Source organism: Sphingomonas faeni (assembly GCF_024273235.1).
GTDB classification, from domain to species: domain Bacteria; phylum Pseudomonadota; class Alphaproteobacteria; order Sphingomonadales; family Sphingomonadaceae; genus Sphingomonas; species Sphingomonas faeni_A.
Map to the genome: position 1 here is coordinate 23564 of NZ_JANBVH010000006.1, position 12498 is coordinate 36061.

Annotated in this window: 10 protein-coding genes; 7 read left to right on the forward strand and 3 right to left on the reverse strand. The window is 67.0% G+C overall.

What is annotated here, in order from left to right:
• Window positions 1-9: 9 nt before the first annotated feature.
• Genes manD through NLI89_RS04450 form a run of 4 tightly spaced genes read left to right on the forward strand, consistent with a single transcriptional unit; the run spans window position 10 to window position 5367 of the window.
• Window positions 10-1221, forward strand: a complete 1212-nt coding sequence (gene manD / locus NLI89_RS04435; protein WP_254685923.1) for a D-mannonate dehydratase ManD — start codon at window positions 10-12, stop codon at window positions 1219-1221.
• Window positions 1209-2498, forward strand: coding sequence for an MFS transporter (locus NLI89_RS04440; protein ID WP_254685924.1), 1290 nt, complete (start codon window positions 1209-1211; stop codon window positions 2496-2498). The genes manD and NLI89_RS04440 overlap by 13 nt, the downstream gene beginning before the upstream one ends.
• Window positions 2495-3907 carry a glucuronate isomerase gene (uxaC, locus tag NLI89_RS04445; RefSeq protein ID WP_254685925.1) on the forward strand — a complete coding sequence of 471 codons (1413 nt, stop codon included), beginning with the start codon at window positions 2495-2497 and terminating at the stop codon, window positions 3905-3907. Before NLI89_RS04440 ends, uxaC begins: the two co-directional genes overlap by 4 nt.
• Window positions 3904-5367, forward strand: a complete 1464-nt coding sequence (locus NLI89_RS04450; protein WP_254685926.1) for a mannitol dehydrogenase family protein — start codon at window positions 3904-3906, stop codon at window positions 5365-5367. Before uxaC ends, NLI89_RS04450 begins: the two co-directional genes overlap by 4 nt.
• 60 nt (window positions 5368-5427) lie before the next feature.
• Here NLI89_RS04450 and NLI89_RS04455 read toward each other — a convergent pair whose 3' ends face one another.
• From NLI89_RS04455 to NLI89_RS04465, 3 genes are all read right to left on the reverse strand, one after another.
• Window positions 5428-5682, reverse strand: coding sequence for a hypothetical protein (locus NLI89_RS04455; RefSeq protein ID WP_254685927.1), 255 nt, complete (start codon window positions 5680-5682; stop codon window positions 5428-5430).
• A 343-nt stretch (window positions 5683-6025) separates the two neighbouring features.
• Window positions 6026-7573: a TonB-dependent receptor domain-containing protein gene (locus NLI89_RS04460; RefSeq protein ID WP_368077243.1), complete on the reverse strand. Its 1548-nt coding sequence runs from the start codon at window positions 7571-7573 to the stop codon at window positions 6026-6028.
• A gap of 9 nt (window positions 7574-7582) precedes the next feature.
• Window positions 7583-9040 carry a TonB-dependent receptor gene (locus NLI89_RS04465; RefSeq protein WP_254685928.1) on the reverse strand — a complete coding sequence of 486 codons (1458 nt, stop codon included), beginning with the start codon at window positions 9038-9040 and terminating at the stop codon, window positions 7583-7585.
• Between the two features lie 216 nt (window positions 9041-9256).
• On the opposite strand from NLI89_RS04465, the gene NLI89_RS04470 reads away from it, so the two are divergent.
• The 3 genes from NLI89_RS04470 (at window position 9257) to NLI89_RS04480 (ending at window position 12468) form a co-directional block, all read left to right on the forward strand.
• Window positions 9257-9796 (forward strand): RNA polymerase sigma factor, encoded by a 540-nt coding sequence (locus tag NLI89_RS04470; RefSeq protein ID WP_254685929.1) that lies wholly within the window; start codon window positions 9257-9259, stop codon window positions 9794-9796.
• Complete coding sequence (locus NLI89_RS04475) at window positions 9793-10767, forward strand: FecR family protein (protein ID WP_254685930.1); 975 nt, start codon at window positions 9793-9795, stop codon at window positions 10765-10767. Before NLI89_RS04470 ends, NLI89_RS04475 begins: the two co-directional genes overlap by 4 nt.
• 126 nt (window positions 10768-10893) lie before the next feature.
• Window positions 10894-12468 (forward strand): alkaline phosphatase D family protein, encoded by a 1575-nt coding sequence (locus NLI89_RS04480; protein ID WP_254685931.1) that lies wholly within the window; start codon window positions 10894-10896, stop codon window positions 12466-12468.
• Window positions 12469-12498: the final 30 nt, after the last annotated feature.

Consider the following 12498-nt stretch of genomic DNA (forward strand, 5'->3'; position numbering starts at 1 on the left):
GGATCCGCGATGCCCAGAATCGTCTCCGCCCGCGTCATCGTCACCTGTCCGGGGCGCAATTTCGTCACGCTGAAGATCGAGTGCGACGATGGCACTACCGGGCTTGGCGACGCCACGCTCAACGGCCGCGAGTTGAGCGTGGCGAGCTACCTGACCGATCACGTCGTGCCGTGCCTGATCGGCCGCGATGCGCACCGGATCGAGGATGTCTGGCAGTATCTCTACAAGGGCGCGTACTGGCGGCGCGGCCCGGTGACGATGGCGGCGATCGCCGCGGTCGACACCGCGCTGTGGGACATCAAGGGCAAGCTCGCAGGCATGCCGGTCTATCAGTTGCTCGGCGGCGCGGCGCGCGATGCGTGCATGGTCTATGCGCACGCCAACGGCACGACGATCGAGGATACGATCGCGGTCGCCAAGGCCGAGCAGGCCAAGGGCTACAAGGCGATCCGGCTGCAATGCGGCGTGCCGGGGCTCGCCTCGACCTACGGCGTCGCCAAGCACGGCGCACGCTACGAGCCCGCCGATGCCGACCTGCCGAGCGAAAGCGTGTGGTCGACCGAGAAATACCTCCGCGTCGTCCCCGAACTGTTCAAGGCCGCGCGCGAGGCGATGGGCTGGGACGTGCATCTTTTGCACGACATCCACCACCGGCTGACCCCGATCGAGGCGGGGCGGCTCGGCAAGGCACTTGAGCCGTATAACCTTTTCTGGATCGAGGACCCGACGCCGGCCGAGAACCAGGAGGCGTTCAAGCTGATCCGCCACCACACGACGACGCCGATCGCGGTTGGCGAGGTGTTCAATTCGATCTGGGACGCGAAGGACCTGATCCAGAACCAACTGATCGACTATATCCGCGCGACCGTCGTGCATGCCGGCGGCATCACGCACCTGCGCCGGATCGCGTCGCTTGCCGATCTGTATCAGGTGCGGACCGGCTGCCACGGCGCGACCGACCTGTCGCCGGTGGCGATGGCGGCGGCGCTGCATTTCGGGCTGTCGGTGCCCAATTTCGGCGTGCAGGAGCATATGCCGCACACCGACGAGACCGATGCGGTCTTCCCGCACGCGTACAGCTTCGACGACGGCATGATGCATCCGGGCGAGGCACCGGGGCTCGGCGTCGACATCGACGAGGATCTTGCCGCGACCTACGACTATAAGCGTGCCTATCTGCCGGTCGCGCGTCTCGAGGATGGCACGCTGTGCAACTGGTGACCGCCGCCGCCGCGACCGAGAAGCCGCGCGGCAAAGTCCGCTGGATCGTCTGCGCGCTGCTCTTCGCGGCGGTGGCGCTCAGCTATATCGACCGGCTCGTGCTGCCGGTGCTGAAACCCGAATTGCAGGCGCGCTATAATTGGAGCGAGCAGGGCTATGCCGATCTCGCGATCGCGTTCCAGGCCGCCTACGGCATCGCCTATGTCCTGTTCGGCCGGTTCGTCGACCGGGTCGGCGCGAAGATCGGCTATGCGGTCGCGGTGACGCTGTGGACGATCGGTCATGTCGCGCATGCGCTGTTCACCAGCGCCGGCATGATGATCTTCGCGCGTATCCCGCTCGCGATCGGCGAGGCCGGGGCGTTCCCCGCCGCGCTGGCGGCCGCGAACGAATGGTTTCCGCAACGCGAGCGAGCGCTGGCGATCGGCATCTTCAACGCGGGCTCGAACGTCGGGGCGATCCTCACGCCGTTGATCGTGCCGGTGATCGCGGTGACGTTCGGCTGGCGGATGGCGTTCATCGCGACCGGCGCGCTGACCGTGATCTGGCTGGTCGCCTGGCTCGCCTTCTACCGGTCGCCGCGCAAGCACCCGCGCGTCACGCCTGAGGAACTGGCCTGGATCGAGGCCGATCCCGTGCCCGCCGCCAAGCCGGTCCGCTGGCGGACGCTGCTACGGTTGCGGCAGACCTGGGCGTACATGCTCGGACGGTTCCTGATCGATCCGGTGTGGTGGACGTTCCTGTTCTGGCTGCCCGATTTCTTCAACCGGCAATACGGCGTGAAGATGCTCGATTTCGGGCCGCCGCTGGTCGCCGTGTATGTGCTGGCCGATGTCGGATCGGTCGCGGGCGGCTGGTTCTCGTCGCGGCTGCTGGCACGCGGCCAGACGCCCAACCGCGCACGGAAAACCGCGTTGTTCGCCTGCGCGCTGTTCGCCCTGCCGATCATCTTCGCCGCGCAGGCGCCCGGACTCTGGTGGGCCGTCGCGGCGATCGGGCTAGCGTGCGCCTGTCACCAAGGCTTCTCCGCCAACGTCTATGCGATCCCCGGCGACCTGTTCCCGCGTGGCATGGGCGGATCGGTGATCGGTCTCGGCGGGCTGGCGGGCGCATTCGGCGGCATGCTGATGGCCAAGTTCGCAGGGACCATCCTGGCCGGCGTCGGCAGCTATGGACCGATCTTCGTGGTCGCCGGATGCGCCTATTTCGTCGCCTTGCTGGTTATCCACCTGCTCGTCCCGCACTATACCCCCGTCGATCCGGAACGCCTCGCATGACCCATCCGCTACGCCTTCACCCCGACCGCCTGTTCCCCAGCGACGGCCGTATCCGGGACATCGCCCGCGCGCTGCATGCGGGCGTGAAGGACCTGCCGATCGTCAGTCCGCACGGCCATACCGATCCAGTCTGGTTCGCGCGGAACGAAGCGTTCAGCGATCCCGCCTCGCTGCTGATCGTCCCCGATCACTACGTGTTCCGGATGCTCTACAGCCAGGGTGTTCCGCTCGACGCGCTCGGCGTGCCGACGGTCGACGGCAGCATCACGGAAACCGACCCGCGAAAGATCTGGCGCATCTTCGCGGAGAACTACCCCCTGTTCCGCGGCACGCCGTCGCGGATGTGGCTCGACTGGGTGTTCGCCGAGGCGTTCGGGATCGACGTGCGCCTCGAACCCGCGACCGCCGACCTGTATTACGACACGATCGACGCCGCGCTGAAGACGCCAGAGTTTCGCCCGCGCGCGCTGTTCGACCGGTTCGGCATCGAACTGATCGCGACCACCGAAAGCCCGCTCGACCCGCTCGAGCACCACGCCGCGATCCGCGCGAGCGACTGGAACGGCCGCGTCGTCACCGCCTATCGCCCCGACCCGGTCGTCGATCCTGAGACCCCGGGCTTCGCCGCCAACGTCCGCCGCTTCGGCGAGACCGCGAACGAAGACGTCGGCAGCTATGCGGGCTATCTCGCGGCACACCGTTTCCACCGCGCCCGCTTCCGCGATGCCGGCGCCACCTCGACCGATCACGGCCACCCGTCGGCGGCAACCGCGGACCTGACGCCCGCCGAAGCCGAGGCACTCTATGCGCGCGTCATGGCGCAGCCGACCGCGGCGGAGGCCGAACTCTTCCGCGCACAGATGCTGACCGAGATGGCGGCGATGTCGGTCGAGGACGGCATGGTGATGCAGCTTCACCCCGGTGTCGCGCGCAGCCACAACGCCTCGGTGCTCGCACGCTTCGGCCGCGACAAGGGCGGCGACATCCCGCTCCCCGGCGAGTTCGTCCGCGCGCTGAAGCCCCTGCTCGACCGGTTCGGCAACGATCCCCGCCTGACGCTGATCCTCTTCACGCTCGACGAGGACACCTATTCCCGCGAACTCGCCCCGCTCGCCGGCCATTACCCGTCGCTCCGGCTCGGCCCGCCCTGGTGGTTCCACGACAGCCCGGAGGGGATGCGCCGCTTCCGCGAGCGCGCGACCGAGACCGCCGGATTCTACAACACGGTCGGTTTCAACGACGACACCCGCGCCTTCTTGTCGATCCCCGCGCGCCACGACGTCGCGCGCCGGATGGACTGCGCGTTCCTCGCCAAGCTCGTCGCCGAGCACCGGCTCGAAGAGGACGAAGCGCACGACGTCGCCCGCGCGCTCGCCTATGATCTGGTCAAACAGGCGTACCGGCTGTGAGGCTGTCGACCGCCACGCTCGACCGATTGCCCGCCGCCGTCGCGCGACCAAGCTACGACCGGTCGCGCGTGACGCGCGGCGTGGTGCATCTCGGCATCGGAGCATTCCACCGCGCCCATCAAGCCGCAGTCTTCGAACAGGCGCTGGCGGCGGGCGACCTGCGCTGGGGCATTACCGGCGTATCGCTGCGATCCGCCGGCGTCCGCGACCAGTTGGTGTCGCAGGACGGTCTCTACACGCTCGTCGTCCGTGACGGCGAGGGCGAGCGCTTGCAGGTCATCGGTGCGGTCATGGACATGCTCGTCGCACCCGAGGATCCGGCGGCCGTCGTCGCAGCGCTGGCGTCGGCCGAGACGCATATCGTCACGCTGACGATCACCGAAAAAGGCTACAAGCTCGATCGCGCGACAGGCACATTGCAGGCCGGCGATACCGATGTCGCGCACGATCTGGCCTCGCTCGACGCGCCGCGGACCGCACCCGGGTTCCTCGTTGCAGGCCTCGCGGCGCGCCATGCGGCGGGCACCGGCCCTCTGACGATCCTCTCGTGCGACAATCTGCCGCATAACGGCACGCTGTTGCGCGACGCGGTGCTGGCGATGGCGGCGGCGCACGATGCGGACCTGCGCGACTGGATCGCGGCCACCGTGACGTTCCCGCAGACGATGGTCGACCGGATCGTGCCAGCGACCACGCCCGCCGATATCGCCGCGTTGGCGGACACGCTGGGGGTCGAGGATCACGCGATGGTGAAGGCGGAGCCGTTCACCCAGTGGGTGATCGAGGATCGCTTCGCCGGCGAACGCCCCGATCTGGCGGCGTTCGGCGTGCAACTGACCGACGCGGTGGCGCCGTGGGAGGACGCGAAGCTGCGGCTGCTCAACGGCGCGCATTCGGCGATCGCGTACCTAGGCGGACTGGCCGGGTTCGACTTCGTCCATGAGGTCGTCGCGCAGCCCGAGGCGCGCGCGTTCGTCGAGGCGCTGTGGGACGAGAGCGCCACCACGCTCGATCCCCCCGCCGCGCTCGACATCGCGCAATATCGGGCGGCGTTGATGGCACGCTTCGCCAACCCCGCGCTCCAGCACCGCACCCGCCAGATCGCGATGGACGGTTCGCAGAAACTCCCGCAGCGCCTGCTCGCGCCGATCGCGGACCGTCGCTCGAAACGGCAGTCGGTCGATGCCTTGGCCCTGGCCGTCGCGGCCTGGATGCGCTGGCAATCGGGGGTGACCGACGCAGGCGAGACGTTCGCGATCGACGACCCGATCGCCGACCGGCTACGCGCAGCGGTGGCCGGCGCGAGGATTTCGACCGAGCGCGTCGACGCGTTGCTCGGCCTGCTCGCCTTTCGCCCAGATCCGGACCTGCGCAGCGTGCTGGTCGCCAATCTCGACCGGCTCGAACGCACCGGCGCCGAAGCTGTACTCGGTCGCTACGGCGCTGCATCATGTCGATAACCGGAGAATGGACGAACAGGATAAGCCGACCGTACGTTTCTGCGCCTGTGCTTCCCGAGGCTACCGCAAGCCCATCAGCTTCATGGCCCGCGCCACGGTATTGTGAGAGATCGGCCCGCCACGAGCAGCCGACAAACCTCGTTCCGTGCAAAGGGCGGTCAGCCTGCCGATCGGCGGCATGGCGTCGAGGTCGCCGGTGCGCCGACGATGATCACGGATCGCCTCCTCGATACACCGGATGACCGGTTCCGCCCGCGCATAGGCGCTGGCGCGTCGGATGCCGTGCCGAAGCTCGATATCGTCTATTCCGTCCATCATCGCGTTGGCGGTAGCATGGATCGCAGCGGGCAATCACCAGCGATCCGACAAGCCGGTCCATTGCCGGGCTTGTCCTCGTTGCAAACGTCTCACGGCTGGGACCGATCGACGTTCACCGTGTCTGGCAACATGTTTGGGTCGCGCAGTCCTGAAGTTCTTCCGTCACCCCGGACAGGTTCCACGGTCCACGGTCCCGCAAGCCGAATTCCACCGGTTTTGCGACACCGTGAATGCCGGAACCGGTCCGACATGACGGGAAGCGAACGGATTGGCGGTTCAAACGGAACGTCGGCGGGCCCTGGCACCGCACCGTCAGAACCGCACCGCTAGAACCGCACCGCTAGAACCGCATCGTCCCGCCGAATGCCACCGTCCGTCCGCTCACCGTGTTGGTCATCACCCGCTTGGCAGTGCCGTCGGCATATTGGACGATCGGCTCGTCGGTGATGTTGATCACGTCCAGCGACAGCTTGAACTGGCGCGTGACGTTGACATAGGCGGACGCGTCGAGGTTCGTCGTACCCTTGATGTATTCGCCGATATTGCCGTTGCCACCATTGCCCCAGCGATAGCGCGAGCGGGTCGCCACGGAGCCTCGCACGCCCCAGCGATCGGTGTCGTAATACAGCGTCGCGTTGGACGAGAATTTCGAGAGCGTCGGCAACGGCAAACGAACCGCAACGTCCGAATAGAAGACGTCGGTCGATCCTTCGGCGAACGTGACGTTGCCGAGCACGCCGAGCTTGTCGAACGGCGCGGGGAGGAAGTCGAAGTCCCGCTTGGCCGCGATTTCGACGCCCTTGATCGATGCGCCTGGGCCGTTGACCGGCCGCGTATAGTTCACCAGCACCGACGGATCGACGCCGACGGGCAGCAGCGACGACGGATACCCCGTGCTGTTGTACGCGACCAACCGCGTCTCCGACGTGATGTAGGAGTCCATGTGCTTGTAGAATGCACCGATCGCCAGCGAACCGCGCTTCCCGTCATAATATTCGAGCGAACCCTCGACGGAATCGGCGATGAACGGCGCGAGGTTGGGATTGCCCGCGGCGATCGTGCCACCGAACGAAGCGAGGTTCAGCGTGCCCGCCGCGCGCATGTCGCTCAGCGCGGGGCGGCTCAGGTTGCGGTTGCCGCTGATCCGAAAGACCAGCGACCGGCTAAGGTCGAACGCCAGGTTCGCCGTAGGCAGGAAGCCGTCGTAACTGTTGGTCACGTTGACCGGGACCAGCGCGCTGCCGACCAGCGCCGTCCCCGACGAGCCGAGATCGGTATGATAATAGCGCACGCCCAGATTGGCGCGCAGGCCGATGCCGCCGAGCTGCGTCTTCAGGTCGTATTGCAGATACGCGCCATAGGTCTTCTCGACGAGGTCGTAGGCGGTCCCCGCGACGGTGTTGCTCGCATCGACGGTCATGCTCTGGCCCAGCAGCGCGTAGGTGGCCGCCACGTCGCCGATGACATAGGGGGCGAGGCTGCTGTCCGACAACACGCTGGTCGGCACGTCGGGCACGCCGGGTTTGCCCTCGTAGCTTGGTGCGACCTTGCGCTGCCAGCCGCTGTTGGTGAAGCGCTTGAACCCGCCCCCCGCCTTGATCGTCGAGCCCGAGCCGACCGTCCAGGCGAGTTCCGCCTTGCTGTTGTAGAATTCGCTGCGGATACGATCGGCGCGCGTTTCCAGGCCTTGCAGGTCCCATTGCGACGCGTCGGCGATGTCGAAGCCGTAGCTGGTTCGCGGCGATCCCGTGTTCAGGCCGCTGAACGCGTAGCTCTTGTCGACGGCCTCCAGATACACTTGGGCATAGGCGGAATTGAACGTCGACCGGGACCAGCCGCCGAGAAAATTGACCGTCAGGTTGCTGCTCAGATCGGTATGCCCGTTCAGCGCGGCCTGCTAGAAGGTCGTCTGATCCTGCGTGACCTTCGACTCGGTGCGCATGTCGACGTGATCGAACGACGCACCGACGATGTCGTTATATTCGTCGAAGGTTACACCGGTCAGCACCTGCGTTCCGGTGACGTTGTTGGCGGCGACACCATTGGTTCCCGCAGCGCCGATCACACCGGACCGGCGATCGTTGGTCAACTTGCCGTACAGCACGTCGAGGGTCAGGTCGGTGCGGTCGTCGGGATGATATTGCAGCGCGGTGGTGAGACCCAGGCGTTCGCGCTTGTTGAAGAAGGTCGCATAGGTCTGCGCGCGGCTGTTCCATGCGCGGTTGGCGCCGGTCGCGCCGACCAGCACCGCCCGGTCCGCCGCCGAAACGCTGGGACCGACATTGGCGGCACCGAAATTGAGCTGCGACCAGTTCCAGTTGCGATAGCCGAATTCGACCGTATCGGCCGTGCTGTAGGCCACCGATGCGAGGAACCCGAAATCGCCCCACCGGTCCGAGATCAGGCCGACCAGCCGCGGCGTGACCGTCTTGGTATATTGGTTCGACTGCCCCTTGGCGGATGCCACGACGGTCAGGCCTTTGAAATCGAACGGCTTGGCCGTGTGCAGCCCGACGGTGCCGCCGATGCCGCCCTCGTCCTGCTCGGCCGCATAGGATTTCTCGACGACGACCTTGTTGAACAGTTCCGACGCGAAGATGCTGTAGTCGAACGAACGCGAACGGCTCACCGACGATCGGCTGTCGAGCCCCGACGAGGTGTTGGTAAGCACCTCCATGCCGTTCAGCTGGGTACGCGTGAAATCCGCGCCCAGGCCACGCAGCGAGATCTGACGACCTTCGCCGCTGTCGCGCGTGATCGCGACGCCGGGGATGCGTTGCAGCGCTTCGGCGAGGTTCTGGTCGGGAAACGCCGCGATGTCCTGCGCCAGGATCACGTCCTGCGAACCGGTCGCGGCCTTCTTGAGCTGCTGCGCCTTCGCAACGCTCTCGCGATATCCCGTGACGACGATATCGGTACTGCCATCGGCCGATTGATCAGCCAGCGATACCGGTGCGGTCGCTATCTGCGCTTCAGCGCCGCCAAGTGCCACGGCGGGGATGTTCGCCCCCGCCGTGGCATAGGACATGCGCCGGACGACCGTCACCGTGCCACCGACGATCCTGCCGTCGAGATCGCTACCCGCGGTGAGCCGCGCGAGCGCTTGCTCGGCGGTCATCCGCCCACGCAGGCGCTGGCTGCGCGCGCCTTTCAACAGCGCTGGCGAGGACGCCAGTTGCAGTCCCGTCCGCCGCGAAAACGCCAGCAGCGCGTCGCCGAGGCCCTGCGCCGGCACGTCGAAGGTGAACTGGCGCGGCGCAGACTGCGCGCTCTGTGCTGCTGCCGGCGTGGCAACGCAGGCGAGCGATGCAGCAGATCCTAATAGAAGATGCGATAGTCGGATCGTGTTGAACATGTTTTCCCCCGAATGGCTTGAGGGGGAGACGGCAAAGATGCGCGAAACCCGACAAAGTATTTGGTTTCAGTTATGTGACATGGCTGCATGGCCATTATCGTCTGAAACAAGCCCGCCGAAACCTCGCATATACTTGTTTCGCAGGCTCTTCATGACGCTCTCCGAGATTGTCACAAACGGGGCCTAGAGCGCCGGGACGAATAACCCGGATATCCCATGCCCGCGTCGCCGCATCAGATCGAGAGCCTCGCGGGCGAACCCCCGGCCGAAGACTGGCGCGCGATTGCCGCCACGCTCGGCCGGTATGTCCGGGCGCGCACGAACCGCGCCGACGTCGCCGAGGATGTCGTGCAGGAGACGTTGTCGAGGCTGGTGCACCAAAGCCGCATGCAAAAGCTGGTCAGCATCTATGCGCTGGGCTTTCGGATCGCCGCGAACCTGCTGGTCGATCATCACCGCCGCGACAAGAGGTACGTCGCCGAACGCGAGGAGGAGCCCGCCAGCCAGGCGCCCTTGCCCGATCGCGTCCTCGTCGGCCGGCAGGAGCTTGCGATCCTCAACGATGCGCTGGCGGCGATGCCACCGCTGCGCCGCGACGTACTTGTCCGCCGCCGATTGCAGGGCCAAAGCTGTGCTGCGATAGCGAGGGATCTGGGGTTGAGCCCGAAGGCAGTCGAGAAGCACATCACCCGCGGCCTTGCCGATCTCCACAAGGCGATGCCGGGGAATGCGGTCCTGCGTGGCGGCGAGCGATGAGCCGCGAGAACCAGATCGTGGAGGAGGCGGCCGGCTGGATCGACCGGCTCAACCAACCCGCGTTCGATGCGGCGGCCGGGCCCGACTTCGACGCGTGGATGGCGGCGTCGCCGCGCCACCGCGAGGTCTTCGCCGATCTCCAGGCGCTGTGGCAATCGGAGGCGCTGGTCGAAGCGCTCGGCCAGGCCGGACGCGCACCGATCACCGCCCCCGCACCGCCGGAACCGGGCAATCGGTTCCGCAGGACATGGGCCACGGCCCCCCGGTTGGCGGCGGCCGCTTGCGCGATGCTGCTCGCGATCCTGCTGATCCTGCCGATCGTGTCGACGAGCACCTATCGTAGTAGCGAGGGCAAGATCCGGTCGGTCGTGCTCGCAGACGGATCGCGGGTGGACCTGAGCAGCGATACCGAGCTGCGCGTCCGTATCCTGCCATGGGAACGCACCGCGACGCTGGTGCGCGGCGAAGCGTTCTTCGACGTTCGGCATGAGGGCGTCCGGGCGTTCCGGGTCACCAGCGGAACCACGTCGGTGCGCGTGTTGGGTACCGCGTTCAACGTCGACCGCCAAAGCCCCACGCGGACTGCGGTGGCAGTATACCGCGGCGCGGTGGAGGTCGGTGTGGACGGCGCGGCCAATCTCGTGGTGCGCAAGGGAGACGGTGCGCGTGTCGTCGACGGGCATGTCGTCGCGCAGCCGCGCATTGCGGAGGGCGCGCCCGACTGGAAGTCCGGCTGGTTCGAGGCATCCGATATTCCGCTCGGCGTGCTGATCGGCAAGGTGCAGCGCTATTCGGCGCGGCCGATCCTGTTGCAGGATCGCAGCTTGCAGGCGCTTCCGATCAGCGGACGCTTCCACATCGCCGATACCGATCGGGCGCTACAGGCGGTGCAGGCGGCCTATCATGTCGACGTCGCTTATGGTCCGAAGACGATCTCCATTCGCCCTGCGGCGAGCCCGGAAGACCAGTAAAGTCGTCGTTGCCGGCCGCTTTTCGTGTCGGGTTTCGTCGGGCTGGTCCGTCTTCCCACCATGACAGGGTGCGATGCGATGCCGGGCGTGGTCCGGCGTGCAGTCCGCGCCCTGCTGCAAGGGAGTATGCCCGCCGTGCCTCAGTTCGATCGCCGCAATCTGGTCAAGGCCGGTCTGTCCCTCTCGCTGCTCGGAGGATTGGGGGCGCCCCGCCTGCTGGCGCGGGCGACGTTCACGCGCGATCCGTTCACGCTCGGGATCGCCTCGGGCGAGCCGTGGCCGGACGGGTTCGTCATCTGGACGCGGCTGGCACCCGAGCCCCAGACCCCCGATGGCGGAATGCCGCCGCATGACGTTCCGGTTCGCTGGGAGGTCGCCGAGGACCCCGGTTTCCGCAAGATCGTCCGCACCGGCGCGGCGGTGGCGGAAGCGGCGCTGGCGCACTCGGTCCATGTCGAGGTCGACGGGCTGCGGCCGCATCGCCCCTATTGGTACCGTTTCCTCGTCGCCGGTGCCGGCGCGAGCCCGATCGGCACCGCCCGGACCGCGCCGGCGGCGGGGGCATCGCTCGACCGGCTGCGGCTCGCGCTGCTGGGCTGCCAGGATTTCGAAACCGGCTTCTTCACCGCCTATGCGCACGTCGCCCGCGAGCCCGATCTCGACGTTATATTCCACTACGGCGACTACATCTACGAAATGGCGGCGCGTGCGGAGCCCAGCCCGCGCAAGCATCTCGGCGCCGAGACCTATACGCTGGACGCCTATCGTCGCCGCTACGCCCAGTACAAGGCCGACCCCGATCTCCAGGCGGCGCATGCCGCGGTCGCCTTCATCATGTCGTTCGACGATCACGAGATCGACGATAATTGGGCGGGAGACTTCGACAAGGACGGCAACCCGCCCGCGGTCTTCGCGCGCCGCAAGGCGGCGGCGCTGCAAGCCTGGTACGAGCATGTGCCCGTCCGTCGCGCGCAGCGGCCTGGGGCAAACGGCACGCATGCCTATCGCCGGCTCGATTACGGTACGCTCGCGCGGATGCACGTTCTCGACACGCGCTCGTCTCGCAGCGATCAGCTTTGCGAGCGCCCCGGTCTGCCGCGTGCGCAGCTGGACGCGTGCGTTCCCGTCGACCGGCGGGAGCGGACGATGCTGGGGGCGGCACAGGAACGCTGGCTCGACCAAGGGCTCGCCAACCGCGCCCGCTGGAACTTCATCGCGCAGCAGGTGATGGTTATGCCCTATGATGCCCGCAAGGACGGCGCCACGACGCCCCTTATCGGCAAGGACAACTGGAACGGCTACCCGCTGTCTCGCCAGCGGCTCGTCGACGGCATCGGGCGGCGGGGCCTGACCAATGTCGTGATCGGCAGCGGCGATCTTCACCAGAACGTCATCGGATCGGTGCCGCGGACCGCGGAAGACGTCGGCGGCCCTGCGATCGCCACGGAGTTTCTGGCGACCTCGATCTCCTCGGGCGGCACCGGCGGGCTGCACTATCCGGGCGAAAACCGTACGCTGGACAACAACCCGAACGTCGCCCTGCTGAACAACCAGCGCGGCTACCAGCTGTTCACCGTGACGCCGGATCACTGGCTCGCCGAGGTAAAGGTGATGGACCAGGTCGATCGCCCCGGCGGGTCGATCTCGACGCTGGCGAAATTCGTCGTGGATCCCCAACAGCCAGGCCCGCAGCCGGGGTGAAGCACGAAACCTGCGCTTCGCTATTCCGCC